The following is a 26,494-nucleotide window of genomic DNA, read 5'->3' on the forward strand; positions in this document are numbered from 1 at the left end:
AATGACGAAGAGGTGTCGGATCGGCGGTGGATCGTGGACAGATTCTGGTTCCTGGCAGCCTGCGCGGACTTCCGCGCGGGCCACTTCCGCTCAGGCCAGCAGGCCGTTGGGCGGTTCGGCGACGACCTGCTGCGCCGGAAGCGCCGCCCGGGCCGGCAGGCGCTGCGCCCGCACCAGGGTATCGATGCTGGCGCAGATGTCGGCCCGCGCGAACGGCTTGCGGATGAAGTCGTCGGCGCCGAAGCGCTGCGCGTAGAACTGCTCGGTCGCCTGCGGGTTGCCGCTGATCATCACGATCGGCACGTGCCGGGTGCGCGGATCGTGGCGCAACGCGCGCAGCACCGCGAAGCCGTTAATGCCGGGCAGCACGATGTCGAGGAAGACCAGCGCCGGCGGCGCGGCGCGGATCAGCTCGAGCGCGTCTTCGCCGTTTTCCGCCGCCTGCACCGCGTAGCCGTCCTGCGCCAGGATCCGGCCTAGCACGGTGCGGATGGTCGGCGAGTCGTCCACCACCAGCATCGGCGTGGCGGCCTGCGCCTGCAGCAGCCCCGCTTCCGGGTCGTCCATGCCCTGGGCGTTGCCCAGCAAGCGCTTGAAGAATCCGATTCCGGCCATGATCCACGCTCCCCCGCGAAAACCGCCAACGCGATCGCGTCCGCGCGCGATCCCCTGGCGTCGATGCTCCCGCAGATCGCGCGCGCAATCTGCGATGCGCCGCTCAACCGGAGTCCTTCAGGCGTCGCAATTCGCGGCGCGCCTGCTTGTCCGGGCGTTTCGGCGGCGCGCCCGCGCCGACCAGCCGGCGCTGTTCGCGCGCCGCCTCCCGTGCGATCCGGCTGGCCTCGGTCTCGCGGTAGAGCGCCTGCGCCGCGCTGGCCGGGCCGCGCTTGTCGGACAGGGCCAGCACCTCGACCTGCCATCGCTCCTCGCCCCGGCCGATCTCCAGCCGGTCGCCCACGCGCAGCGCCTTGGCCGGCTTGCAGCCGCCGCCGTTGACGTCGATCCGGCCGCCGTCGATCGCCTGCTTGGCCAGGCTGCGCGTCTTGAAGAAGCGCGCCGCCCACAGCCACACGTCCACCCGCACCGCCTGCGATTCGCTCATGTGTGCGCCCCGAGCAGCAGGTTGCCCAGCGGCACCGTGGCCAGCGACAGCACGATGCCGGCGCCCAGCACGGTGTTCGCCAGGGTCGGTTCCAGTCCGTATTCGTCGGCGAGGATCGCGGCCGACACCATCGGCGCCATCGCCGCCTGCAGCACGCCCACGGTGAGCACCAGCCCGTCGATCCCGGCCGCGGTTCCCAGCGCCCATGCCAGCAGCGGCGCCAGCAGCAGCTTCCAGCCCAGCCCGACGCCGGCCGCGGCCAGTTGCCGGTTGCCCGGATGGAACCTGAACTGCAGGCCGACCGAGAACAGCGCCAGCGGCGTCAGCGTGGCGCCCAGCGGCGCGAACACGCCGTCCAGCGCCCGCGGCCAGCCGCCCGACAACCCGGCCGCGATCCCGACGACCAGCGCGATGAAGGCGGGGAACGTGGCGATGCGCCGGAGGATCGCCGCCGGCTCCGGCTTGCGCCCCGCGTACAGCGAAGCCACCACGATGCCGGCCGAGGCCAGCAGCGGAAAGCAGCCGAGCTGGTCGGCCACCACCGCCAGCGCCAGCCCCGGTTCGCCATGCAGGGCCTGCATCATCGGGTAGCCCATGAACGAGGTGTTGCCCAGGCCGCAGACCAGGATCAGCGCGCCGGTGCGCTGCCGCGACCAGCCCAGCCGCGGCCCGAGCAGGCCGAACAGCAGCCACGCCCCGCCGAAGACCAGCCACATCGCCGCCACCGGGAACCAGAGCTGCGGGTCGAATTTCACCCGCGGGATCAGCTCCAGCACCAGCGCCGGCAGCGCCACGTTGATCACCCACCAGTTGATGCCCGGCACGATGCCGGCGGGCGGCTTGGCGTAGCGCGCCACGAGGGCGCCGAGAACGAGACAGGCAAACAGCAGCAGCAATGCGCTCATGGACTTCCGACAGGTCGCGATGGCCCGGCTTGGACTGGCGGTGGGCCTTCCATTCTAGACGGCCGTGCCATCTGGCCGCTTCCATGGCCGACCCGTCCTAGAACTGTTCAAAGTCTCCCAAGCATCTCCTACGAAGCGTCATCCCAGCGAAGGCTGGGATCCAGTGCCTCTAGGTTTTTGGGAAAGAGCGAAAGTCGCTGGATTCCTGCTTGCGCAGGAATGACGGGCGGGGGGAGCGCGAGGGGGCCAATCCGACAGGCAGGCTTTGAACAGGCCCTTCAGCGATTGAGAATCATTATCAATTAAATTAGGATCGCCCCCGTTGCCGCCACGCGGGCTCGGCGCCCGCGCGCGCCGCGGATTCTTCACCTCCCCAGAGACGCTCCCATGCTCCGTTCCATGCCCATGACGAAACGCCGTGCGCGCCTTTTGCGCGCCTGGCGGCCGATCCTGCTCTCGCCGCTCGCGGCCGGGCTGCTGCTGTCGCTGTCGATCGCCCGCGCACATCCGGCGCCGGCCGCTGCCGCCGAAGCCGGTGCCGACGCGCAGACGTCGGCGGCGCGCAGAAAGGCGACCACGCTGGACCGCATCTCGGTCACCGGGCAGCTCACCGAGCAGGCAAGCACGGCGGCCAAGCTGGACCTGCCGGTGCTGGAGACCGCGCAGGCGGTCTCGGTGGTGCCGCACGAACTGCTCGACGAACAGGGCGCGCTGCGCCTGGGCGAAGCCTTGCGCAACGTCGCCGGCGTGTCGCAGTCGTCGGTCTACGGCTTCTTCGACGGCTTCAACATCCGCGGCTTCAACGCCTCGGCCGGCGCCACCTATCTCGACGGCCTGCTCGCCAGCAACGACCAGGCGACCTACGAGCTGTCCGGCCTGGAGCGGCTGGAAGTGGTCAAGGGCCCGGCTTCGGGCCTGTACGGCGCCGGGCCGCTGTCCGGCCTGGTCAACATGGTCAGCAAGCGGCCGCAGGACGAACGCTTCGCCGACGTCGGCCTGAGCGTGGGCAGCGACCGCTTCCGCGAGGGCCGCATCGACGCCAACAGCCCGCTCGACGCCAGCGGCAACGTGCTCGGCCGGATCAACCTGCTCTACCGCGACCAGGATTTCTTCGTCAAAAGCTCGGGCGCCAGCCGCACCTACGTCGCGCCGTCGCTGACCTGGAAGATCGACGGCGACACTACCCTGACCCTGCTCGGCAACTACCAGCGGGACCTGATCCACCCCTGGTCGCCGACCACCGCCTACGGCACCGTGCTGCCCAACCCCCACGGCGAGCTGCCGGTCGACTTCTCGGTCAACGACCGCAAGAACCCCGCCGTGCAGCACCGCACCTACAAGACCGCCGGCTACCAGTTCGACCACCGCTTCAACGAGACCTTCAGCCTGCACCAGGGCCTGCGCTACGAGGATTTCCACAACACCTGGGACCACTGGCTGTTCGTCAACGGCATCCATCCGGACCTGCGCACGGTCGACCGCTTCTACTACGGACCGTTCGACGAGCGCGGCCACGACCTGCGCGTGGACACCAACCTGTCGGCCTCGTTCGACACCGGCCGGGTCGGGCACTACGCCCTGCTCGGCGTGGACTACGGCACGCGCACCGCGCGCTCGGTCAACAACTTCGACCCGGGCCCGTATCCGCTGGACATCTTCAACCCGGTCTACGGCGACGTGCCCGGTCCGAACCTGCTCGATCCGCAGTACACCCGCCTGCACAGCAGCCAGCACGGCATCTACCTGCAGGACCACGCCAGGCTGGGCGAGCGGGTGACGCTGACCGTGGGCGGCCGCTGGGACCACGCCAGCAGCGGCAGCGGCACCGACACCGCGTTCAGCCCGCACGCGGGCGTCACCGTCGCGCTCGACGACGCCCTGGCGCTGTACGCCAACTACGCCAAGTCGTTCAACCCGCAGGGCGGCTACCAGTTCTTCAACGGCACCAACCTGCCGCCGGAACGCGGCGTCAACTACGAGCTGGGCCTGAAGGCCTCGCGCAGCGACGGCAGCCTCAGCGCGATGGCCAGCGTGTTCCAGCTCACCCGCGAGAATGTCGCCACCGACGATCCCGCCCACCCGAACTTCTACCTCACCACCGGCCAGCAGCGCAGCCGCGGCGTGGAGCTGGAGGCGAGCTGGCGCCCCAGCGCGGCGTTCCGGTTCACCGGCGCCTACGCCTATACGCAGGCCGAAGTCACCCGCGACAACGTGCTGCCGGTGGGCAGCCGGCTGGACGGCATCCCGCGCCACAACCTCAACCTGTGGGGCCGCTACACCGTGACGCACGGCGCGCTGGCCGGGCTCGGCGCGGGGCTCGGCTTCAACTACCAGAGCCGCCGCCCGGCCAGCGCCTACGAGCCGCTCGACCCGATCTACCACCGGCCGATCGTGTTCAAGAGCTATGCGCTGGTGGATGCCGCGCTGTACTACAGCTTCGGCGCCTGGGACACCCAGCTCAACGTGCGCAACCTGTTCGACCGGCGCTACTTCACCGACGGCTTCTCCGACCGCATCACCCCCGGGCAGCCGCGCTCGACCATGCTGACCGTGCAGCGGCACTTCTGAAGATGGCCACCGCAAGCAAATCGCGCACGCCGCGCGCGCGCGCCACGGCCGCCCTCGACGTCGCCCTGCGCACGCTGGCGGCGACCTTCGGCGGCTATGCGATCGCGGCGCTGTGCACCGCCCTGCTGCCGCGCCTGCTGCCGCTGCCGCGCAACGAAGCGGTGGTGGCAGCCACCCTGCTGTCGTTCGCGATCTACGCCACCGTCGTGCTGTGGGCGTTCGCCACGGCCAGCGCGTGGCGGCTGTGCGGCTGGGTGCTCGGCATCCTCGCCGTGCTGGGCGCTGCCGCCTGGCTTTCCGGGCTCGCCGGAGCGCGGCTGTGAAGGGCGGCCTGCGGCAATCGATGGCGTGGCTGCATACCTGGAGCGGCCTGCTGGTGGGCTGGCTGCTGTTCGGCATCTTCGTCACCGGCACCAGCGCCTACTTCCAGCAGGAGATCACCCGCTGGATGCAGCCGGAGGCGCGCGGCCAGGCCACGCCGGAGGAAGCCGTCCACGGCGCCGTGCGCTACCTGGAAAAGGTCGCGCCCAAGGCGCAGAGCTGGTACATCACCCTGCCGGGCGCGCGCGGCAACACCACCCAGTTGTTCTGGTACCCCGGCGCGGGCGACGACGAGGACACCTCGGCGGTGCTGGACGGCCGCGGCGAGCGGGTCGACCTGCGCGACACCCAGGGCGGCTACTTCCTCTACCGCTTCCATTTCGACCTGCACTACATCCCGGTGATCTGGGCGCGCTGGATCGTCGGCTTCTGCGCGATGCTGATGCTGGTGGCGATCCTCAGCGGCATCGTCACGCACAAGAAGATCTTCACCGACTTCTTCACCCTGCGCCTGCAGAAGGGCCAGCGCTCCTGGCTGGATGCACACAACGTCAGCGCGGTGCTGGGGCTGCCGTTCCACCTGATGATCACCTATACCGGCCTGGTCACCCTCGCCACGCTGTACATGCCGTGGGGCATCGCGGCGAACTACAAGAACCCGCAGACCTTCTACGACACGCTGTACACGCCAGTGGCGAGCACCGAGCGCAGCGCCGACGCGCCGCTGACCGACCTGGCCCCGCTGCTGCGGCGCGCATCGGCCCGGTGGAACGGCGCGCAGGCCGAGCTGATCGGCGTGACCCTGCCCGGCGACCGCGCCGCCACCGTCACGCTCACCCGCGCCGCTGCCGACGGCATCCCCTCGCGCGGCGAGACGATGACCTTCGACGGCGCCACCGGCGCATGGCTGGCCGACAACCCGCCGCGCGGCGGCGCGATGCTCACCGAGAGCGCGATGATCGGCCTGCACGCGGGCCGCTATGCCTCGATGCCGCTGCGCTGGCTGTACTTCTTCTGCGGCCTCGGCGGCAGCGCGATGGTGGCGACCGGGCTGGTGCTGTGGACGGTGAAGCGCCGCCAGCAATTGCCCGACCCGACCCGTCCGCACCTGGGCTTCCGGCTGGTCGAGCGGCTCAACATCGCCACCGTCGCCGGCCTGCCCGCCGGCATCGCCGGCTACTTCCTCGCCAACCGGCTGCTGCCGCTGGCGATGGCGCACCGCGCCGACTGGGAGATCCACACGATCTTCCTGACCTGGGGAGCGGCCCTGCTGTGGGCGGTCTGCCGGCCGCCGAAGCGCGCCTGGGTGGAAACGCTGACCGCCGCCGCCACGCTGTTCGCCTGCGTGCCGGTGGTCAACGCGCTGACCACGCCGCGCAACCTGGTCGCCAGCCTGCTCGAACGCGACTGGGTGTTCGCCGGCTTCGACGGCGTGATGCTGCTGCTCGCCGCGGTGTTCGCCACCGCCGCCTGGCGCGCCGCGCGGCACCGGCCCAGGCCGCGCCCCGCGCGGCATGCCGCGGGAGCCGAGGCATGATGCTGCTGGCCGCCCTCCTGCTCGCCTGCGCCGGCTTCGCCGCGCTGTACCTGGCGATGTCGCGGCACCAGCCCGAGGCGCTCGGGCGCCGACTCGACGAGCGCGTCAACCGCCGCCTGCGCCTGCTCGGCTGGACCGGGCTGGCCGCCGCCTACCTGGCCTGCGTCGGTGCGCTTGGCTGGGCGCGCGGCTCGGTGGCGATCGCCGGCGTGCTCGCGCTGGGCGCGCTCGTGGTGGTGCTGTTCGGCACCTACCGCGTGCGCGCCATGGCCTGGCTGGCGCGCATCGGCACGCCGTGCGCGCTGCTCTGCCTGGTCATCGCGGCGCTGCTGCGTTGAGCGGCGCCGCTTGCGCCGGTGCCTGCCCCGGCCTTGCCGGCGGCGGCGCCGGCAAAGCGTAGGCCACCAGCGAGTCGCCCATCTTCGTGCCGAGCGAGCCGTGGCCGCCGGCCATCACCACCACGTACTGGCGCCCGCTGCGGCCGGAGACGTAGCTCATCGGCGTCGCCTGGCCGCCGGCAGGCAGGCGCGCCTGCCACAGCTTCTTCCCGTTGCGCAGGTCGTAGGCGCGCAGGTAACTGTCCAGCGTGCCGCCGAGGAACACCACGCCGCCGCCGGTGACCACCGGCCCGCCCATGCTGGGCACGCCCAGCGGCAGCGGGATGCCGAGCGGCGCCTGGTCGCGGATGGTGCCGTTGGGATGCATCCATGCGCGCCGCATGGTCTTCAGGTCGAGCGCCGCCAGGTAGCCCCACGGCGGCGCCTGGCAGGGAATGCCCAGCGGCGACAGCAGGGGATGCAGGTCCACCGCGAACGGCGTGCCGGTCATCGGCTGCAGGCCCTGCTCGCCGCCCGTGCCGCCTTTGGCCTCGGCCTTGCCGCGCGGGTAAAGCCTGGACACGAAGGCCATGTAGCTGGGATTGAGCACCGCGACCTGGCGCACCGGGTCGATCGCCAGCCCGCCCCAGTCGAACACGCCCATGTTGCCGGGATAGATCAGCGAGCCCTGCTCCGACGGCGGCGTGAACGGGCCATCGTAGCGCAGCCGCCTGAACATGATCCGGCAGGCCAGTTGGTCGAACGGGTTGGTGCCCCACATGTCGCGCTCGCGCAGCGCCGCCGGCTCGAACGACAGCGCGGAGAACGGCTGCGTGGGCGAGGTGCGGTCGCCCGCCGCGGCGCCCTGCGGCACTGGCCGCTCCGGCGCCGGCACGATCAGCGAGCCGTTGCGCCGGTCGAGCACGTAGACGTCGCCGCGCTTGGTCGAGGCGATCAGGGCCGGCACCTTGCCGTGCGCCGTATCCAGGTCGACCAGGCTGGGCTGGCCGCCGATGTCCATGTCCCACAGGTCGTGGTGCACGGTCTGGTAGACCCAGCGCGGCCGGCCGGTGGCGATCTCCAGCGCCACGATCGCGCTGTTGAAGCGCTCGCCCTGCGGGTTGCGCCGGCCGCCCCACATGTCCGGCGTCTCGTTGCCCATCGGGATGTAGGCCAGGCCGAGCTTTTCGTCGGCGCTGGAAACGCTCCACGAATTCGGCGAGTTGTGCACGTAGGTCTGCCCCGCCGGCAGGGGCGCGGTGTCGTCGGGGTTGGAGGCGTCCCAGTTCCACAGCAGCCTGCCCGATTCGATGTCGTAGCCGCGGATCACGCCGGACGGCTCGCGGGTGGAATCGTTGTCGATCACGCTGGCCGACACGATCAGCACGTGCTGCGTCGCCAGCGGCGGCGAGGTGGGATTGAGGAAGCCGCGCCGGGTCATCGGCTGGTTCTGGTTGAGGCCGATCACCCCGCGATCGCCGAAGTCGGCGCACGGCTGGCCGTTGTCCGCATTGAGCGCGACGATGGTGGCGTCCGCGGTGGGCGCGAAGATGCGCCGCGGGCAACTGTCGAAACGGATCGACTCGGCGGCCACCGCGCCCTTCGGCGTCGCCGCCGGGACGGACGACGCCGGCGCGGCCGGCAACTGCCCGGCCGCGGCCGCCGCGGCGTAGGCGCCGGAGTCGTGGTAGGCGACGCCGCGGCAGATCATGTGCTGGTAGTGCCTGGCGTCGCGGTTGATCTTCGGGTCGAAGCGCCAGCGCTCCTTGCCGGTGTCCGGATCCAGCGCGATCACCACGCTGTGCGGCGTGCACAGGTAGAGCATGCCGTTCGCCTTCAGCGGCGTGACCTCGTTGGCGATCTCCTGCGGATCGCCCGGCCCCTTGAGATCGCCGGTGTGGAAGGTCCACGCCAGTTGCAGCCGGCCGACGTTGTCCGGGGTGATCTGCTTCGCCGGCGCATAGCGGTCGCCGTAGCCGGTATGGCCGTAGGCGGTCCAGTCGTCCGCGGCGGTCAGCGGCGAAACCGCGGTACCGGCGGCCGCCATGCTCGCCGCCGCCACTTCGCCCGGCCGGTCGTGCGGGTGCCGGGACAACCCGACGGCGCCCACGACCAGGCTGAGCAGCAAGGCGCCGCCCAGCACCCAGCGGCCGCCGCGCAGTTGCGCCGCCGGCCCGCCCTCCCCGCCCAGGCGACGATGCACGAACGGCAGCAGCAGCCACAGGCCGAGCGCGAACCAGGCGTCCAGCCGGCACAGCAATTGCCACCCGTCGAGCCGCACCTCGGCCAGCGCCCACAGCGTGCTGCCCAGCACGACCAGCGCGTACAGCCACAGCGCCTCGCGCCGCGCCGCGAGCAGCAGCCCGCCCGTCGCCGCGACGCCCAGGCCGGCCAGCAGGTAGTACGCCGAGCCGCCCAGGGCGAGCAGCCAGCCGCCGCCGGCAGCCAGCGCCAGGCCCAGCAACAGGAAAACGATGCCCGTGACCCACAGCAACGGACCGCAACGCGACATGCCTGCCATGACACCCTCGCCAACCGACGCCGCCCGTCCCGGGCCGGCACACCTTGCCATGATTGTCGGCGTTTCGTCGGCATGCCGTGACGCCGTTGGCCTGACCGCCGCGCCGCCGCAAGGACGGCCAGGGCGCACCGGCATGGCCGGTTGCGGGGCCGGCGCAGGCCCGCGGCGAAAAAAATCCTGCCTCCGCGATCCGTTTCCGCCTTCCGCTTCGTCTTGGCCTTGTCCACACGAAAAGGAGACACCCGATGAGCGCCCAACCCGTCGTTCTGGTCAACCTGCTGAAAGTCGAACCCGCCAGGCAGGAGGTGCTGCTCGCGCTCCTGAAGCAGAACACCGACACCGTGATCCGCACCCTCCATGGCTGGAAGGCGACCCGGCTGATCGCCGCGCATGACGGCACCTGCGTGGTCATCTACTCCGAATGGGAGAGCGCCGCGGACGTCGAGGCGATGCGCAACGATCCGCGCATGCGGGCATGCTTCCCCAGGATCGTCGAGCTGGCGAGCCTGGACTCGATGACGGGCTCGACCGTGCTGAGCGAAGCCCGGTGAGCGCGAGCGCGCAGGACGGCTCGTCCGACGCCGAAGAGCGGCGCGACACGGCATGGACCGTAGAATCAAGCGAAGGGAGATCGCCAATGTCATCCGCTAGCACTGTTTTCATCCTGGTCCACGGCGGTCGGCGCAACCGACCGGCGCGGGACAGGGTTGCGCCCGTGTACGAAACCGGCGGCTGCGCCGCCCGGTCGGGGAAGCTCGCCAGCATCCGCGCCCGGTCCCCGGGCGACACGGCGCGCGCCGTCGCCGCAGGGGCCGGCACATGACCGACGACGACTTCGACGATCGCCTGCAGCAGCTCCGCCCGCGCCTGCACCGCTACTGCGCACGCATGGTCGGTTCGGCCGTGGACGGCGAGGACGTGCTGCAGGACGCCCTGCTCAAGGCCCTGCGCGCGCGCGGGGAAGGCACGGTGGCGGAAAACCTCGAAGCCTGGCTGCTGCGCATCGCCCACAACACGAGCCTGGACTTCCTGCGCCAGCGGTCGCGCAGCCGGGTCGTCCCGCTCACCGGCGACCTGGAGGAAGCGCCGCTGCCGGAGGCGGACATCGTCGCGGTCGCCTTCCACGCGTTCGGGCGATTGCCCGAGCTGCAGCGTTGCGCGGTGATCCTCAAGGACGTCCTCGGCCATTCGGTCGAGGAGATCGCAGCCATCGCCGGCTGCACGGCGGCCGCGGCCAAGTCGGCGCTCCAGCGCGGGCGGGCGGCGCTGCGCCGGCTGGCCCCGTCGCCCGACGACGCGCGGCTGCCCCTGCTGCCGGACGCCGGCCGGCGGAAGATGGCCGCCTACGTCCGCCTGTTCCAGGACGGCGACTTCGACGCGATCCGCGCCATGCTGGCGGACGACGTCAGGCTCGACCTGGTGAACCGGCTGCGGCTCGAAGGCCGCGAGGGCATCGGCCGCTACTTCACCCGCTACGCCGGGGAAACGAAATGGCGCTATGCCTTCGGCGCGGTCGAAGGGCGCCCGGCGATGCTGGTGTTCGACGGCGACGGCGCCATGGAGAAGCCGGCGCATTTCGTCCTGCTCGACTGGCGCGAAGAGCGCATCGCCGCGATCCGCGATTTCCTGTTCACGCCCTACGTGGTCGAGGCGGCCGACTGGGTGCGGCTGGGTTGAAGCGGGCCAACTCCCGCAAGCATCCGCGCGCGGCCCGGTCCGGCACGCCACGCCCGCAACGGCGACCTGCCGGCCACCCTTGCCACCGTTCGTCCCAATCGACCGGATACGGTGTCGGCTAGAACCAGGGCGGCGCCCGCCACCGCGAAGCGCGAAGGGTCTCCCCGATCGGGAGAATCGCCTATACTGCGCGCCTGCGACGGCAGGCAGCCGTCGTACGCTTGCTTCGCGCCCCCGTAGCTCAGTTGGATAGAGCGGCCCCCTCCTAAGGGGCAGGTCGGACGTTCGAATCGTCTCGGGGGCACCATTCCCGCCGGCTCTGCCGCATCAACGCCCCTGCCGGTGCTTCATCGCCATCCTGCATGAAGCAGGCGCTCCGGCCATTCGGCCGGTACGGCATGGAAACCCAGGTCATTTCCAGCCGTTGATGAAGACCGTGATGACGATGGCGTTGGTGAAGTCGATGAAGAACGCGCCGACCAAGGGCGCCACCAGGAAGGCACGCGGCGCCGGGCCGTAGCGTTCGGTCAGCGAGCCCATCACGGCCATCGCGTTGGCGGTGGTGCCGAGCATGAAGCCGGTGAAGCCGCCGGCCATCACCGCCGCGTCGTAGTCGCGCCCCATCAGCCGCAGCAGCGGCCAGCAGCAGAACAGCACGACCACCAGCGCCTGCACGCCCAGGTTGACCAGCAGCGGCAGCGCCAGCCCGGCCAGCTCCCACAGGTGCAGGTCCATCAGGGCCACGGCGAGGAACAGCGAAAGGCAGATGCCGCCGACCAGGTCGATGCCCGGCAGCGACAGACCGAACCAGCCCAGCCGGTCGTCGACGTTGCGCAGCAGCGCGCCCATCAGCATCGCGCCGATGTAGCTGGGCAGGGTCAGGCCCAGCGCGCCCAGGCCGTCGCTGATCCAGCCGCCGACGCCCATCGCCAGCAGGATCAGCACGAAGCTCTTCAGCGCCTGGTAGGCGCGGTCGACCTCGCCGACCGGCTCCTCCACGCAAACCGCTGCCGGCGGCGCGACGGCGACGGCCGCCGACGGCGCGCGGCGCAGGCCCAGCCGCTCGATCAGCATGGTCGCCACCGGCGCGCCGATCACCGAGCCGCAGACGATGCCGGCCATCGCCGACGCCAATGCCACGCTCTGCGCGCCGTGCACGCCGGCCTGCTCGAACAGCGGCGCGAACGCCAGCCCGGTGGCGGGGCCGCCGGCCAGCGTCGCCGAGCCGGTGACCACGCCGAACAGCGGCGGCAGGCCGAACGCCTTGGCCACGCCGATGCCGACCACGTTCTGCACCACCGCCAGCACCGTGGCCAGGCCCAGGAACAGCGCGACCTGGCGGCCGCTGGCCTTGAGCAGGGACACGCTGGCGTTGAAGCCGATGGCGGTGAAGAAGGCGATCATCAGCGGCCGCTCCAGCCCGGTGTCGAACTGCAGCGGCCGCACGTTCCAGTGGCGGCAGGCCAGCAGGCCCAGCGCCACCAGCAGCCCGCCGATCACCGGCGCCGGGATGTTGAAGCGCGACAGCAGCGGCAGCCGCCGGCGGATGGCGTAGCCGGCGACCAGGCACAGGCCGCCGCAGGCCAGGGTCTGTATCGGGTCCAGCGTCAGCATGCGTTTCTCCCGTTGCCGGCTCGCGCCATGCGCGGCACCGACGGCCGATGCTTGCACAGGCGGGAGCCGGGCACACGCCCGTCCACGACGGGCCCGCCGACGGCGCGCCTATCCACCCCAGAACCCCGGCGAAGGCGGCACCAGCATGCCTCCGCGCAGGCTCACTCCGTGGGGGTAGTCGTCCTTCAGCCACAGCGGCCCGTCCAGGTCGACGAACTCCGCTTCGCGCGCCAGCTCCAGCGCCGGCGCGATGCCGAACGAGGAGCCGACCATGCAGCCGACCATGATCCTGAATCCCTCCGCGCGCGCCGAGCGCAACAGCCGCCACGCCTCGGTCAGGCCGCCGGTCTTGTCCAGCTTGATGTTCACCGCCTGGTAGCGGCCGCGCAGGCGCGGCAGGTCCGCGGCCACGTGGCAGGATTCGTCGGCGCAGATCGGGATGCGGCTGCTGAAACCCAGCAGGTCGTCATCGTTCTCCGCCGGCAGCGGCTGTTCCACCAGGTCGACCGCGCTGCGCTCCAGTACCGGCTGCAGCGCGCGCAGCAAATCGATGTCCCAGCTCTCGTTGGGATCGACGATCAGCCGCGCCGTCGGCGCCGCGCGCCGCACCGCCTCGATCCGTGCGGCGGAATCGTGCGTGTCCAGCTTGATCTTGATCAGCCCCGCGTCGGCGATCTCGGCCGCTGCCGCGGCCATCCGCTCCGGCGTGTCGATGCCGACGGTGAGCGCGCTGGTCAGCGGCGATGGCGCCGGCCGCGCCAGTTGCGCCCATACCGGCACCGAGCCGACGCTCGCCTCCAGGTCCCACAGCGCCGCATCGAGCGCGTTGCGCGCGGCGCCCGGCGGCAGCCGCGCCTGCAGCTCGTCGCGGCCCATCCCGGCCATCACCTCGGCGCGCAGCGCCTCGAGCTGGTCGATCACCGAGGCCACCGATTCGCCGTAGCGGCCATAAGGCACGGATTCGCCGCGTCCGCACTTGCCTCCCTGGCGCAGCTCGACCATCACCACGTCGGCGGCGTGCTTCACTCCGCGCGAGATGCGGAACGGTGCGACCAGCGGAAAGCGGCAGTGCCTGATGCTCAGTTCGCGAAGCATGCGAGCAGGTTGTCCACGATGGCATCGACACCCATGGTGACCGGGTCCTGGCAAGGCAGGCCGAGCTGGTCGCTGGTCGCCTGGCAGATCGACTGCGCCTGCTCCGCCGGCAGGCCGGAGGTGTTGAGCGCGACGCCGACCGCCTTCACCGCGGGATTGGTCAGCCGCGCGGCGGTCAGGTTCGCTTCCAGGCACCGGCGCAGTTCCGGCAGCGGGTAGCCGGACAGCCCGCGCATGTGCGGCCGGCCCGGCTCGTGGCAGAGCACCAGCGCGTCGGGCTGGGCGCCGTGCAGCAGGCCGAGCGACACGCCGGCGTACGACGGATGGAACAGCGAGCCCTGGCCCTCGATGAGGTCCCAGCCGTCGTCGAGGCGCGCCGGCGAGATCCACTCCACCGCGCCGGAGATGAAGTCGGCCACCACCGCATCCACCGGCACGCCGGCGCCGGCGATGAAGATGCCGGTCTGGCCGGTGGCGCGGAAGTCCGCCCTGCAGCCGCGCTGGCGCATGGCGCGCTCGATCGCCAGCGTGGTGTACATCTTGCCGACCGAGCAGTCCGTGCCCACCGTGAGCAGGCGCCGGCCGGCACGCGGGCGCCCGTTGCCCACCGGTATGCCCGGCGCCGGGTCGCGCGCGTCGAACAGGCTGCGGCCGTTGCGCCGGGCCGCGGCGACGATGTCGGGATTCTCGCGCAGCTTCTGGTGCAGGCCGGCCACCACGTTGAGCCCGGCATCGAGCGCCGCGATGGCGTCGGCCACGATGTCCGGTCCCATCGTGCCGCCGGCGTTCGCGGTGCCGATCACCATGGTGTCCGCGCCCTCGGCCCTGGCCTGGGCCATGCCCAGGTCGCGCAGGCCCAGGGTCGGCTTGCAATGGGCGTTGCGGTACTGCCCGACGCACCAGTCCGGCCGCCAGTAGGCCAGCCCCCTGGCCGTCTTGATGGCCAGGTCGTCGGGCGCATTGCCCAGGTACAGCAGGTAAGGCGGGCGCCAGGAACCGTCCGGCACGGCATCGCCATGGATCGACATGTGATTACTCCGCTCGGCGGCTGCGCCGCCGCTCAATGAAGGGCCACCGCGCACGCGCACCGCGCGGCGGCCGGCAACTGGCTGTCCCGACGTTTCCCCGCCGCGGCCCGCGCCGGGGCGCGCGTGCCGCCCGGAGGCATCCGCCGCGCACCGCGTGGCGCGTCCGGCGATCCGCTCCCTGGCATGCTGTCCGCGTCATGCGTTCGTGGCCGGCGTGGCTTCAGTGGATGGCTTCGACCTTGCCCAGCCCGTTGGGATTGCGCGGATCGCTGGCGGCCGTCTTGACGTCGGCCTTGCGGTCCCAGACCACCACGTTCATGTTGCCCCAGGTCTCGCTGTCGTTGATCTCGTAGCCCATCGCCTTGAGCTTCGCGAGCACGTCGGCGGGGATGTCGCTGCCCTTCTCGATGTCGATGCGGTCGGGCATGAACTGGTGGTGGATGCGCTTCTGCGCGGTGATCTGGCCGGCGCTCTTGCCGTCGACGAAGGCCAGGATCGCCTCGAACACCTGGGTGATGATGGTGGAGCCGCCGGGCGAGCCGATCACCGCGAGGCGGTCCTTGCCGATCACGAAGCTGGGCGACATCGACGACAGCATCCGCTTGCCGCCGACCGGCGCGTTGGCCGAGCCGCCGATCAAGCCGAAGGCGTTGGGCTGGCCGGACACCAGGGCGAAGTCGTCCATCTCGTTGTTGAGCAGGATGCCGGTCTTGCCGGCGACGAAGCCGGAGCCCAGGGTGGTGTTCACCGTGGCGGTCATCGACACCATGTTGCCGTCCCCGTCGATGATCGAGTAGTGCGTGGTGTGCATGCCCGGCTGCTTTGCGTGCACCGACGGCAGCCAGGCCGACTTGGTCGCCTGCTCCGGCAGGATGCTCTGGCGCAGGCCGTCGGCGTAGTACGGCGACAGCAGCATGTCCAGCGGCATCTTCACGAAGTCCGGATCGCCCAGGTATTCGTTGTGGTCGCGGAAGGCGCGGCGCATCGCCTCGACCAGGTAGTGGATGCGGTGCGCCTCGTCCATGCGCTTGAGGTCGATCGGCGCGAGGATGTTGAGCATCTCGGCGATGGCGACGCCACCGGACGACGGCGGCGGCGCGGTGACCACCCGGTAGCCGGCGTAGTCAAGCGTGATCGGCGCGCGCTCCTTCGTGCGGTAGGCCGCCAGGTCGGCCAGCGTCCAGGTGCCGCCGGCGGCCTTGACCGCGCGCACCAGTTCCTTCGCCACCGTGCCCTTGTAGAAGCCGTCCGCGCCCTTCTCGGCCAGCGCCCTCAGCGTGCGGGCCTGGTCGGGGTCGCGGAAGAGGTCCGCTTCCTGCGGCGCCTTGCCGCCAGGCATGAACTTGCCCGACGAGGCCGGATAGCGGCGCAGCACCTCGGCCTTGTGCGCGATGGAACGCACCAGCGACCCGCTCGGATGGAAACCCTGCTCGGCCAGCCGGATCGCCGGCTGCAGCGACACCGAGAGCGGCACCTTGCCGTACCTGGCCGACATGTAGGCCACGCCCGCGGGGAAGCCGGGAATGCCGGCGGCCAGCGGGCCGTTGAGCGAGGTGTCGCGGTTGGGCGTGCCGTCGGCCTTGAGGTAGTCGGCCTCGCGCACCGCCTGCGGCGCCATCTCGCGCGAGTCGATGAAGGTGTCCTTGCCGGTGGCCGCGTCGTGGACCAGGGCGAGGAAGCCCCCGCCCATGCCGGATGCCTCGGGCTGCACCACCGACAGCGCGGCGGCCACCGCGATGGAGGCATCCACCGCGTTGCCGCCCTTGGCGAGCACCTCGAAGCCGGCCTGGGTCGCCAGCGCATTGGCGCTGGCGATCGCGGCCGTGCGCTGCGCCGCGTCGCCCTGCGCCTGGGCCAGCACGCCGTACAAGGCGATCGCCACCACCAGGACGGAACGGCACCACCACTGTGCGCGAGCGGAACGGGGCGCGCCTGCGGCGTGGAGAACGGCTGGCCCGGCATGCGGCCGCGGCACGTTTCGTTCGGACATGGATTCACCTCCCTACGATGGCGTCGAGCATAGTCACAGACGGCGCGGCGCCACCAATGAAAAGACCGCCACGTGGCATAACTGGAGGTTGTGGATGCGCGCGCCGCGCGAAAAAAAGGCCCCGGCACGTGCCGGGGCCTTCCGCTCCGTGGGGGAGCCGACCTACCAGTGGTACATGACCTTGCCGTACACGAAGGCGCCCTGGAAGCCGAACGGGGAACTCGACGAATAGGGGAACACGCCGTCGTTGTCGCTGTCTTCCCGGGTCCGCGCCGGGTAGGTGTTGAACACGTTGTCGCCGCCCAGGGTGAACGTCCAGTCGTCCAGGTTGTAGCTCACCGCCAGATCGACCAGCCACTTGTGCGGATACACCTGATCGTCCAGGTAGCTGGTCGAGCCGTATTCGGTGATGCGCCCGTAGCGTGTGGCGCTGCCGGTGAATGCCCAGCGGCCGGCGGTGTAGGTCTCGGTGAGGATCACCTTGCTGCGCGGCGCGCTGTCGGCCAGCAGACCCTTCGTGGCGCTGCGGTTGAGGCGCTGGAACAGCGCGCCGAGCGAATCGAGCACGGCGGGGTTCGGGCGCACGCCGGTGACCTTGTTCTTGTTGTAGGTCGCCGACAGCGTCGAGGTCAGCGTGCCGCCGCCGGCGAAGTCGCTGCGGTAGCTGGAGACCCAGTCGACGCCTTGGCTGCGCACGTCGCCGGCATTGGTGAAATAGGCGATGCCGCTGTACTGCAGGTTGGCGACGCCGTGGGCCGCCAGGTAGTCCTTCACCGCCGGCGTCGAGGTGGACAGCGTGCTCGACAGCGCGATGCGGTCGCTGACGGTGATCTGGTAGACGTCGAGGCTGAGGTTGAGCGCGTCGGTGGGATTCCACACCGCGCCGAGGGTGTAGTTGCGCGATTTCTCCGGCTTCAGCGGCTCGCTGCCGAGCAGCACGGCCATCGGGTTGTCCACCGGCACCAGGCCGCGCAGGTAGATGCCCGGCGGCAGGCCGAGCGAGTTGCCCGGGCCGGAGTAGGCCGAGGTGGTTTCCGAATAGTGCTGCTGGCCCAGCGTGGGCGCGCGGAATCCGGTCGAGACGCTGCCGCGCAGCGCGAACGTGTCGCTGAAGTCGAAGCGCGCCGACAGCGCGCCGGAGGTGGTGGTGCCGAAGTCCGAGTAGTCCTCGTGGCGCGCGGCCACCGAAGTGCTCAGGCGGTCGGTCAGGTTGGTCTCCAGTTGCACGTACTCGGCGAGGTCGTGCCGGGCCACCGACATCGCGTCCTGCGGCCCCCAGCCGGCGAAGCCCTGGGCGCCGCCGCGCACGCCGGAGGTGCCGACGTAGTAGGAGCCCAGCTCGCCGGCCTCGACCTTGTATGCCTGGCGCAGCCACTGCGCGCCGAAGGAGAGGGTCACCGGGTTGGGCAGCCAGCCGACATGCAGTTCCTTGGAGATGTCGACGTCGAGGGTCTGCTGGGTCGCCGTCAGGGTGCCGTCGTGGAAGCCGGTGGGACTGCTGCCGAAGTCGTTCAGCAGCGCGTAGTTGGTGGTGTTGAGGGTGCTGTAGAAAACCCGGTTGCCGCCGTAGTTGGCGCTGACGTCCCAATGCCAGCCGTTCGCCGTGCCGCGCAGCCCGGCCACCAGCGAGCGGTCGATCGAGACGCCGTGCTCCTTCGGCAGGAAGCCGTCCGGGTAGACCTGCCCGATCAGCGGGTTGTTCGGGCTCGGCGTGTCGATGCCGTAGCGGAAGAACCCGCGCGGCTCGCCGACGCGGCGGCCGTAGTGCCCGAACGCGTAGAACTGCACGCCGGGGGTGACGTCGTACTGCGTGTTGAGCAGCAGGTTCTGGTTCTGGAACGACACCGCGCCGAAGTGGAACTTCTGGCCGAGCTGGGTGAACCCCGGCCGGCGGTCCACCCCGGCGCGGTTGCTGGGACTCTGGTTGCTCTTCTCCGCGGTCAGGCGCAGCCAGCCGCGGTCGCCGCCGAGCGGGACGCCGAAGTTGGCCGAGCCCTGCCATTGCCGGCCGTCGCCTGCCGAGTACTGGCCGCCGGAAAACTGCACGTCGCCGCCTTGCGCGCCCTTCTTCAGGATGATGTTGATCACGCCGGACAGCGCGTCCGAGCCGTACTGCGCCGAGGCGCCGTCGCGCAGCACCTCGATGTGGTCGATGGCCGACATCGGGATCGTGTTGAGGTCGATGCCCTGCGAGCCCTGGCCGATCTGGCCCAGGCTCAGCAACAGCGCGCCGGAGTGCCAGCGCTTGCCGTTCACCAGCACCAGTACCTGGTCCGGCGACAGGCCGCGCAACTGGAACGGGCGCTGGAACGCGAACGTGTCCGAGGCGGATGCGAACGGGAAGTTCAGCGACGGGATCGCCCGCGCCAGCGCCTGGCTCAGGTCGATCGTGCCGGTCTGCTTGAGCATGTCGTCGGAGATCACGTCGATCGGCGTCAGCGACGAGCTGACCGTGCGGTTGCCGGCGCGCGTGCCGGTCACCACCACCGCATCCAGCCGCTTCGCCTTGGCCGCCCCCTCCTGCGGCGACCCGGCGGGTGGCGCCGTCGTCGCATCCTGCGCCGCGGCGTTGCCGCCGAGCGCGAGCAGGACCGCGACGGCCAGCGAAGTCGGGATGGATCGACTGGAACGTTTGTTCATGTGGGTTCCCCAAGGGTCGCCGCGACGGCGCGCGGCAGGCTGGAACGGCCGCATGGCCGTGCCGGCCGGCGGACGGGTCCATGCGGGTCGGTTTCGGGACCGGGGTGCGTCAGCGCGGAGCGATCAGCGCTCCGGCACGGCCGGGCGGTGCGGACGCGGCCGGCAACGCAACGGGCCGGCGGCGGCGTACGGCATGGCGGGACGACGTGGTCGTGGCGTGCTTCGGTCGGACATTCGCTCTCCCCTCACCCTTCACAACGCGGGTCGAGCATAGTCACAGGCGCGCGCAGGCCACCAATGAAAAGACGGCCACTTTGCATAACTAAAGGTTGTGGGTGCTGCGGCGCCGAAACGGTTGCCACCGCGCAGGAATAGTGGATGCCGTCAGAAACCTGTCCACAATCTATCGGTATCGGTCGGTCCAATCGCCCTCTCGTCATTCCTGCGGCTCTCAACGGCCGAAGGGCCGGTCAAGCAGGAGGCGCTTTCAACAGCCGAAGGGCTGGTCATCCAGTGACTGGATATTCCAAAAGCTTCAAAGGCGCTGGATCCCAGCTTGACCGGCCCTGCGGCCGTTGAGAGCCGCTGGGATGACGTTTCGGGAGCCCTGGAGGTCGCGGACAGGCCCCCAACCCGGCGCCAGCATCTTCGTGCGCGAGCTGGCACACGATCTACCGCCCAGTCCCATCGCCCCCTCGTCATTCCTGCAAAAGCAGGAATCCAGTGACTTGGTATTCCAAAGCTCAAGACGCTGGATGACCAGCCCTTCGGCTGTTGAAAGTGCCTCCTGCTTCCGCAGGGATGACGGGCTTGCATGCAACCCGGGATCGCGGTCCAGCCGGACAGATTTCGAGCCCGCCCTCAACCCGACGCCAGCATCTTCTGCGCGAGTTGGCGGACGAGGTCGAGGAAGCGCTTCTGCACCGGGTTCAGCGGGCTGTCCGCCCGGCGCACGGCGTAGAGCACCACGTCCAGCTCCAGCTTCAGCGGCCGCATCTGCACGCCGCCCATGCCGCAGCGCCACGCGGTGAAGGGATCGACCAGGGCCAGCCCCGCGCCCTGCGCCACCAGCGAGTACGCCAACTGGTAGGTCTGCACCCAGACCGAAGTGCGCGGCGGCGGCTCGAGCTGCTTGAGGTGGCTCTGCAGCATGCGGCCCAAGGCGTCCTGCACGGTGATGCCGATCATCGGCTGGTCGGCCAGCGCGGTGATCGGCAGCGGCCGCCCCAGCTCCGCCTCCGGCCACCAGCCCGGTGGCGCGATCACCATGACGTGCCCCTGGCACAGCGGCTCCTGGCATAGCCCCTGGCGCCCGGCATCCTGCAGGGTGAGCCCGATGTCGGCCTCGTGCAGCATCAGCGACTCGCACATCTGCGCCGAGTGCTGGGTGAACAGCTCGGCGGTGGTGTCGGGAAAATCCTTGCGCAGCAGGGTGGTCGCGTCGGGCACCAGCACCTGCGCCAGGGTCGGCGTGCAGGTCACCCGCAGGGGGTAGTTCTCCGGGCGCCCGATGTTCGCGGTGAGCCGCTGCAACCCGTGCAGCTCCTGGATGATCCGGTCCACGCGGTGGCGCAGCAACAGCGCCTCCTGCGTGGGCTGCAAGCGCCCGCGTACCCGGCTGAACAGGGCGAAGCCGAGCTGGTGCTCGGCATGCTGCAGCACCTTGCTCGCAGCCGGCTGCGAGATGTTCAGCAGGCGCGCCGCGCCGGTCAGGCTGCCGGTGGTCAGCACGGCATGGAACAGTTCGATATGGCGCAAACGCATGCCGGCCCTTGCCCACCCCAACGCAGCAGCGACGATGGCTGAGTGCAGCATATGCGCCGGGCACGCGCAAGCACGACCGCGGCCGCGCTCGGGGACGCCGCAACGGGGCGCCTGCTAGAATGGCCGTTTGAATCACGGCGCGCCTGCGCCACGGCATCAGGAGTCACGCATGTCCCACGCAATCCTCAACGCGCTCGGCCTTTCCGGCGAGCAGTCCGGCACGTACCTGGGCCAGGGCGAGTGGTCACGGACCACCGATGCCGGCGCGCTGCAGCCGGTGAACCCGGCCACCGGCGAAGTGATCGCCACCGTGCATGCCTCCAGTGCCGCCGACTACGAGATCATCGTCGAGCGCGCGCAGGAGGCGTTCAAGGTCTGGCGCACCACGCCGGCGCCGCAGCGCGGCGAGGCGGTGCGCCTGTGCGGCGAGGCGCTGCGCAGGCACAAGGACGCGCTGGGCTCGCTGGTCGCGCTGGAGATGGGCAAGATCAAGCCCGAGGGCGACGGCGAAGTGCAGGAGATGATCGACATCGCCGACTTCGCGGTGGGCCAGAGCCGCATGCTCTACGGCTACACCATGCACTCCGAGCGCCCCGGCCACCGCATGTACGAGCAGTACCACCCGCTCGGCCTGGTCGGCATCATCAGCGCGTTCAACTTCCCCGTCGCGGTGTGGAGCTGGAACGCGTTCCTGGCCACCATCGCCGGCGACATCTGCATCTGGAAGCCATCGCCGAAGACCCCGCTGTCGGCCATCGCCACGATGAAGATCTGCAACGAGGCGCTGCAGGCCGGCGGCTTCCCCGACCTGTTCTTCCTCTTCAACGACGCCGGCACCGACCTGTCGCAGGCGTTCGTGGACGACAGGCGCATCCCGCTGGTCAGCTTCACCGGCTCCACCAAGGTCGGCCGCATGGTCGGCGAGCGCGTGGCCCGGCGCATGGGCCGCTCGCTGCTGGAGCTGGGCGGCAACAACGCGATCATCCTGGACGAGAGCGCCGACCTGAAGCTGGCGATCCCGGGCATCGTGTTCGGCGCGGTCGGCACCGCCGGCCAGCGCTGCACCACCACGCGCCGGCTGTTCGTGCACGAGTCGATCTTCGACGGCGTGCTCGACACCCTGGTCAAGGCGTACAAGCAGGTGGAGGGCAAGATCGGCGACCCGACCCTGTCCACCACGCTGATGGGCCCGCTGAACAGCCAGGAGGCGGTGAGCGCCTACCTCGCCGCGGTGGAGAAGGCCAAGGCCGCCGGCGGCACCGTGCGCACCGGCGGCGCCGCGCTGGCCGACCGCAAGGGCAACTTCGTGCTGCCGACCATCGTCACCGGCGTGAAGAACTCCGACGAGGTGGTGCAGACCGAGACCTTCGCGCCGATCCTCTACGTGATGCCGTTCAAAACGCTGGACGAGGCCATCGACATGCAGAACGACGTGCCGCAGGGCCTGTCCTCGTCGATCTTCACCAACAACCTGCGCGCGGCCGAGCAGTTCCTGTCGGCGGCCGGTTCCGACTGCGGCATCGCCAACGTCAACATCGGCACCAGCGGCGCGGAGATCGGCGGCGCCTTCGGCGGCGAGAAGGAGACCGGCGGCGGCCGCGAGTCCGGCTCGGACGCGTGGAAGGTCTACATGCGCCGCCAGACCAACACCATCAACTACTCGGACGCGCTGCCGCTGGCCCAGGGCATCAAGTTCGACCTGTAGGACCGCAAGGCCGTCGCGGGCAGCCGCCTGCCCGCGACGGCCGCGCCTGACCCGCCATCGCGCCGGGACGCCACGATGAACTCCACGCCGCCCCGCTCCACCTGCATGCTGGCCGTGGCCAGCCTGGTGTCCGGCATCCTCGCCTGGACCGTCCTGCCGCTGGTCGGCGCGCTGGCCGCGGTCGTCTGCGGCCACCTGGCCCGCGGCGAGATCCGGCGCGCGCCGGAAGGCATGCTGGAAGGCCGCGGCATGGCCGTCGCCGGGCTGGTCCTGGGCTACCTGCAGTTCGCCGTCGCGCTGCTGCCGGGCGCGCTGCTCTACGGCATCCTGTTCCTCGCCTGGCACGGGTAGCCGGCATGCGCATCGCCGTCCTGTCCGACATCCACGGCAACCTGGCGGCGCTCGACGCCGTGCTGGCGGATCTCGCGCGGCGCGGCTGCGACCTTGCCGTCAACCTCGGCGACCTCCTCTCCGGCCCGCTGTTCCCGGCCGAAACCGCCGAGCGCCTGATGGCGCTGGACCTGCCGACGATCCGCGGCAACCACGAGCGCCAGTTGCTGGAGCAGCCGCCCGAACGCATGGGCGCGTCCGACGCCTACGCCCGCGCCTGCCTGGACGAAGTCCAGCTCGACTGGCTGCGCGCCCTGCCGGCGGAGCTGCGTCTGAACGAGGCCGTCCATCTTTGCCACGGCACGCCGGGCAGCGACCTCGACTACTTCCTGGAAGACGTCGATGCCGGCGGCTGCCGCCCCGCCGCGGCGGAGCGCGTGCACGCACGCGCGGGCGCCGTCGATGCGGAGCTGATCCTGTGCGGCCACACGCATACGCCGCGCGCCGTGCGGCTCGACGACGGCCGCCTGGTGGTCAATCCGGGCAGCGTCGGCCTGCAGGCGTACGCCTGGGACCGGCCGCGGCCGCATGCGGTGGAAACCGGCACGCCGCATGCGCGCTACGCCATCGTCGAGCGTGGCGCGCGGGGCTGGTCGGTGGAATCGATCGCGCTGGCCTACGACTGGGAAGCGGCCGCCCGCGCCGCCGACGCGCGCGGCCGGCCGGAGTGGGCGCATGCCTTGCGCCACGGCCGCATGCCCGCCTCCTCGCAGGAGCATCCATGACCGCCGTGCCAGACCAACCGCCTTTCGACTTCCGCGGCTATCGCGTGCTGGTCGCCGGCGGCAGCCGCGGCATCGGCCGCGGCATGGCGCTGGCGTTCGGCGCGGCCGGCGCCGCGGTGTCGGTCTGCGCACGCGGCGAAGGCCCGCTGGAACAGACCCGCCGCGAGATCGCCGCGCTCGGCGTCACTACCCACGCGATGCGCTGCGACCTGGCCGATCCGGCCGCGATCCGCCGCTACGTGGAAGATGCCGCCGACGCGCTCGGCGGCATCGACGTGCTCGTCAACAACGCCAGCGGCTACGGCTTCGGCGACGACGACGAGGGCTGGCTCGACGGCTTCAACGTCGACCTGATGGCCGCGGTGCGCGCCTCGCGCGCGGCCCTGCCCTGGCTGGCCGCCTCGCCGCACGCCAGCATCCTGCACACCAGTTCGATCGCCGCCTTCCACCCGCGCCGCCACGGCGCGCCGTACGCCGCGGTGAAGGCCGCGCTGAGCCAGTACGCGACCTCGCAGGCGCTCGCGCTGGCGGACCGGCGCATCCGCGTGAACGCCATCGCGCCCGGCTCGATCGAGTTCGCCGACGGCCTGTGGGACCGCCGCCGGCGCGACGAGCCCGAGCTTTACCGCGCCACGCTGGCGAAGATCCCGTTCGGCCGCTTCGGCGCGCCGGAAGAGATCGCCCACGCCGCGCTTTTCCTCGCCTCCCCATGGGCCGGCTGGATCACCGGGCAGACGCTGTGCGTCGACGGCGGCCAGGGCCTGACAGGTTGATGCCATGAACAAGACCGACTCCACCGAACGCTTCAGCGACCGCGTCGCCGACTACGTGCGCTACCGGCCCGACTACCCGCCCGCGCTGCCGGCCTGGCTGCGCGACGAACACGGCGTCGTCGCCGGTTGGGAAGTCGCCGACGTCGGCGCCGGCACCGGCATCTCCAGCAAGATGTTCCTCGACGCCGGCCACCGGGTGACCGCGGTGGAACCGAACGCGCCGATGCGCGCGGCGGCCGTGCAGTGGCTGGGCGGCAACGAGCGCTTCCGCGCCGTCGACGGTCGCGCCGACGCCACCGGCCTGGCCGACGCCAGCGTGGACCTGGTCTCGGTGGCGCAGGCGTTCCACTGGTTCGACCCGGCGGCCGCGCGGCGCGAGTTCCGGCGCATCCTGCGCCCCGGCAGGCTCGCCGCGATCTACTGGAACAGCCGGCGCCTGGTCGGCACGCCGTTCCTGCAAGGCTACGAGGCCCTGCTGCTGCGCTACGGCACCGACTACAGCAGCGTCGCCGAACGCTACGCCGACGACGCGATGATGCGCGCATGGTTCGGCGCCGGCTTCCGCGCCGCGGCCAGCTTCCCGCACGCGCAGCGGCTGGATTTCGATGCGCTGGGCGGCCGCCTGCTGTCCTCCTCGTACGCGCCCAGGGAAGGCCACCCCAACCACGAGCCGATGATGCAGGCGCTGCGCGAACTGTTCGAGGCATGCGCGGCGGACGGCACGATAAGCTTCGACTACGACACCCGCATCTTCGTGGGCACGATGGACTGATCCATGTACGAACTCCTGCGCCCCCTGCTGTTCGCGCTCGACGCCGAAACCGCGCACCGCCTGACGCTGTACGGGCTGGGCGTGGCCCACCGCAGCGGCCTCGGCCGGTTCGTCGCCGTGCCGCCGGACGACGTCCCGGTCACCGCGTTCGGCATTCGCTTCCCCAACCCGGTCGGCCTCGCCGCCGGCCTGGACAAGAACGCCGACCACCTCGACGCACTGGGCGCGCTCGGCTTCGGCTTCGTCGAGGTCGGCACCGTGACGCCGCGGCCGCAGCCCGGCAACGACCGGCCGCGCATGTTCCGCCTGCCCGCGCACGAGGCGGTCATCAACCGCATGGGCTTCAACAACGCCGGCGTCGATGCGCTGGTGCGCAACGTGCAGCGTTCCGGCTACCGCGGCGTGCTCGGCATCAACATCGGCAAGAACAAGGACACCCCGAACGAGAAGGCGGTGGACGATTACCTGTTCTGCCTGGAACGGGTCTACCCGCACGCCGGCTACGTCACGGTGAACATCTCCTCGCCCAACACCCAGGGCCTGCGCGACCTGCAGCAGGAAGCCACCCTGCGCCGCTTCATCGAGACCCTGCGCGAGGCGCAGGAGCGGCTGGGCTCGCAGGCGGGCGCGCGCAAGCCGATGCTGCTGAAGATCGCACCCGACCTCGCCGAGGCCGAGCTGGACGCCATCGCCGAGGTGCTGCTGGCCGCCGGCGTCGACGGCGTGATCTGCACCAACACCACCATCGACCGCACGGCCGTCGCCGGCGACCCGCACGGCGGCGAGGCCGGCGGCCTGTCCGGCAAGCCGCTGTGCGAGCGCTCCACCGCGGTAGTCCGCGGCATGCGCGCGCGGCTGCAGGGCCGCGTCGCCATCGTCGGCGTGGGCGGCATCCTGGAGGGCAGCGACGCGGCGGAGAAGCTCGACGCCGGCGCCGCGCTGGTGCAACTCTATTCGGGCCTGGTCTACCGCGGCCCGCAACTGGTCGCCGAATGCGTCAACGAGATCCGCCGCCAGCGCGGGGCCGCCGATGCACGCTGAGCGCATCGA

The 26,494-nt window shown here is 71.0% G+C and carries 22 protein-coding genes and 1 tRNA gene; 13 read left to right on the forward strand and 10 right to left on the reverse strand.

Going from position 1 to position 26,494, the window contains the following annotated elements; translation table 11 throughout:
- Nucleotides 1–90: 90 nt before the first annotated feature.
- The 3 genes from ASG87_RS13260 to ASG87_RS13270 form a co-directional block, all read right to left on the reverse strand.
- Entirely contained in the window at nt 91–615 is a 525-nt protein-coding gene (locus tag ASG87_RS13260) for a response regulator (RefSeq protein WP_056005869.1), read from the reverse strand.
- A gap of 103 nt (nt 616–718) precedes the next feature.
- Entirely contained in the window at nt 719–1,102 is a 384-nt protein-coding gene (locus tag ASG87_RS13265; protein ID WP_056005872.1) for an RNA-binding S4 domain-containing protein, read from the reverse strand.
- Complete coding sequence (locus tag ASG87_RS13270) at nt 1,099–2,007, reverse strand: AEC family transporter (protein ID WP_200949103.1); 909 nt, start codon at nt 2,005–2,007, stop codon at nt 1,099–1,101. The genes ASG87_RS13265 and ASG87_RS13270 overlap by 4 nt, the downstream gene beginning before the upstream one ends.
- A 405-nt stretch (nt 2,008–2,412) precedes the next feature.
- On the opposite strand from ASG87_RS13270, the gene ASG87_RS13275 reads away from it, so the two are divergent.
- Genes ASG87_RS13275 through ASG87_RS13290 form a run of 4 tightly spaced genes read left to right on the forward strand, consistent with a single transcriptional unit; the run spans nt 2,413 to nt 6,771 of the window.
- Nucleotides 2,413–4,575 (forward strand): TonB-dependent siderophore receptor, encoded by a 2,163-nt coding sequence (locus ASG87_RS13275; protein WP_056005875.1) that lies wholly within the window; start codon nt 2,413–2,415, stop codon nt 4,573–4,575.
- A 2-nt stretch (nt 4,576–4,577) separates the two neighbouring features.
- Nucleotides 4,578–4,898 (forward strand): hypothetical protein, encoded by a 321-nt coding sequence (locus ASG87_RS13280; RefSeq protein ID WP_056005878.1) that lies wholly within the window; start codon nt 4,578–4,580, stop codon nt 4,896–4,898.
- A complete protein-coding gene (locus ASG87_RS13285) occupies nt 4,895–6,433 on the forward strand; it encodes a PepSY-associated TM helix domain-containing protein (RefSeq protein ID WP_056005881.1) in 1,539 nt (512 codons plus the stop codon). Before ASG87_RS13280 ends, ASG87_RS13285 begins: the two co-directional genes overlap by 4 nt.
- Nucleotides 6,430–6,771, forward strand: a complete 342-nt coding sequence (locus ASG87_RS13290) for a DUF3325 domain-containing protein (RefSeq protein ID WP_056005884.1) — start codon at nt 6,430–6,432, stop codon at nt 6,769–6,771. Before ASG87_RS13285 ends, ASG87_RS13290 begins: the two co-directional genes overlap by 4 nt.
- Here the strand turns inward: ASG87_RS13290 and ASG87_RS13295 are convergent.
- Nucleotides 6,749–9,271 carry a membrane-bound PQQ-dependent dehydrogenase, glucose/quinate/shikimate family gene (locus tag ASG87_RS13295; RefSeq protein WP_082582966.1) on the reverse strand — a complete coding sequence of 841 codons (2,523 nt, stop codon included), beginning with the start codon at nt 9,269–9,271 and terminating at the stop codon, nt 6,749–6,751. The genes ASG87_RS13290 and ASG87_RS13295 overlap by 23 nt on opposite strands.
- A gap of 245 nt (nt 9,272–9,516) precedes the next feature.
- Between ASG87_RS13295 and ASG87_RS13300 the strand changes: the two genes are divergently transcribed.
- From ASG87_RS13300 to ASG87_RS13310, 3 genes are all read left to right on the forward strand, one after another.
- Entirely contained in the window at nt 9,517–9,822 is a 306-nt protein-coding gene (locus ASG87_RS13300; protein ID WP_056005887.1) for an antibiotic biosynthesis monooxygenase, read from the forward strand.
- A 268-nt stretch (nt 9,823–10,090) separates the two neighbouring features.
- A complete protein-coding gene (locus ASG87_RS13305; RefSeq protein WP_056005890.1) occupies nt 10,091–10,948 on the forward strand; it encodes a sigma-70 family RNA polymerase sigma factor in 858 nt (285 codons plus the stop codon).
- Nucleotides 10,949–11,178: 230 nt separating this feature from the next.
- Nucleotides 11,179–11,255, forward strand: a tRNA-Arg gene (locus tag ASG87_RS13310).
- A gap of 104 nt (nt 11,256–11,359) precedes the next feature.
- Here ASG87_RS13310 and gltS read toward each other — a convergent pair.
- The 6 genes from gltS to ASG87_RS13340 all read right to left on the reverse strand — a co-directional run bounded on the left by gltS (nt 11,360) and on the right by ASG87_RS13340 (nt 21,079).
- Nucleotides 11,360–12,562, reverse strand: a complete 1,203-nt coding sequence (gltS, locus tag ASG87_RS13315) for a sodium/glutamate symporter (RefSeq protein ID WP_056005893.1) — start codon at nt 12,560–12,562, stop codon at nt 11,360–11,362.
- Between the two features lie 108 nt (nt 12,563–12,670).
- Nucleotides 12,671–13,657 carry an N-acetyl-D-Glu racemase DgcA gene (gene dgcA / locus ASG87_RS13320; RefSeq protein WP_056005896.1) on the reverse strand — a complete coding sequence of 329 codons (987 nt, stop codon included), beginning with the start codon at nt 13,655–13,657 and terminating at the stop codon, nt 12,671–12,673.
- Nucleotides 13,642–14,685 (reverse strand): N-acetyltransferase DgcN, encoded by a 1,044-nt coding sequence (gene dgcN, locus ASG87_RS13325; protein WP_056005899.1) that lies wholly within the window; start codon nt 14,683–14,685, stop codon nt 13,642–13,644. The genes dgcA and dgcN overlap by 16 nt, the downstream gene beginning before the upstream one ends.
- A gap of 220 nt (nt 14,686–14,905) precedes the next feature.
- Complete coding sequence (ggt, locus tag ASG87_RS13330; protein WP_056005902.1) at nt 14,906–16,675, reverse strand: gamma-glutamyltransferase; 1,770 nt, start codon at nt 16,673–16,675, stop codon at nt 14,906–14,908.
- A 162-nt stretch (nt 16,676–16,837) separates the two neighbouring features.
- Complete coding sequence (locus tag ASG87_RS13335; protein ID WP_056005905.1) at nt 16,838–19,315, reverse strand: TonB-dependent receptor; 2,478 nt, start codon at nt 19,313–19,315, stop codon at nt 16,838–16,840.
- A gap of 861 nt (nt 19,316–20,176) precedes the next feature.
- The gene (locus tag ASG87_RS13340) at nt 20,177–21,079 is read right to left on the reverse strand and encodes a LysR substrate-binding domain-containing protein (protein ID WP_056005908.1); all 903 of its coding nucleotides are present in this window, start codon (nt 21,077–21,079) and stop codon (nt 20,177–20,179) included.
- 169 nt (nt 21,080–21,248) lie between these two features.
- Here ASG87_RS13340 and ASG87_RS13345 point away from each other — a divergent pair, with 169 nt between their 5' ends.
- The 6 genes from ASG87_RS13345 to ASG87_RS13370 all read left to right on the forward strand — a co-directional run bounded on the left by ASG87_RS13345 (nt 21,249) and on the right by ASG87_RS13370 (nt 26,485).
- Nucleotides 21,249–22,784, forward strand: a complete 1,536-nt coding sequence (locus tag ASG87_RS13345) for an aldehyde dehydrogenase family protein (protein ID WP_056005911.1) — start codon at nt 21,249–21,251, stop codon at nt 22,782–22,784.
- Between the two features lie 75 nt (nt 22,785–22,859).
- Nucleotides 22,860–23,135: a DUF4190 domain-containing protein gene (locus tag ASG87_RS13350; protein WP_056005914.1), complete on the forward strand. Its 276-nt coding sequence runs from the start codon at nt 22,860–22,862 to the stop codon at nt 23,133–23,135.
- 5 nt (nt 23,136–23,140) lie between these two features.
- A complete protein-coding gene (locus ASG87_RS13355; RefSeq protein ID WP_056005917.1) occupies nt 23,141–23,899 on the forward strand; it encodes a metallophosphoesterase family protein in 759 nt (252 codons plus the stop codon).
- Complete coding sequence (locus tag ASG87_RS13360) at nt 23,896–24,672, forward strand: SDR family NAD(P)-dependent oxidoreductase (protein WP_056005920.1); 777 nt, start codon at nt 23,896–23,898, stop codon at nt 24,670–24,672. Before ASG87_RS13355 ends, ASG87_RS13360 begins: the two co-directional genes overlap by 4 nt.
- Before the next feature lie 4 nt (nt 24,673–24,676).
- A complete protein-coding gene (locus ASG87_RS13365; protein ID WP_056005923.1) occupies nt 24,677–25,444 on the forward strand; it encodes a class I SAM-dependent methyltransferase in 768 nt (255 codons plus the stop codon).
- 3 nt (nt 25,445–25,447) lie between these two features.
- Nucleotides 25,448–26,485 (forward strand): quinone-dependent dihydroorotate dehydrogenase, encoded by a 1,038-nt coding sequence (locus tag ASG87_RS13370; RefSeq protein ID WP_056005925.1) that lies wholly within the window; start codon nt 25,448–25,450, stop codon nt 26,483–26,485.
- Nucleotides 26,486–26,494: the final 9 nt, after the last annotated feature.

This window comes from Frateuria sp. Soil773, assembly GCF_001428405.1.
Classification (GTDB): domain Bacteria; phylum Pseudomonadota; class Gammaproteobacteria; order Xanthomonadales; family Rhodanobacteraceae; genus LMSL01.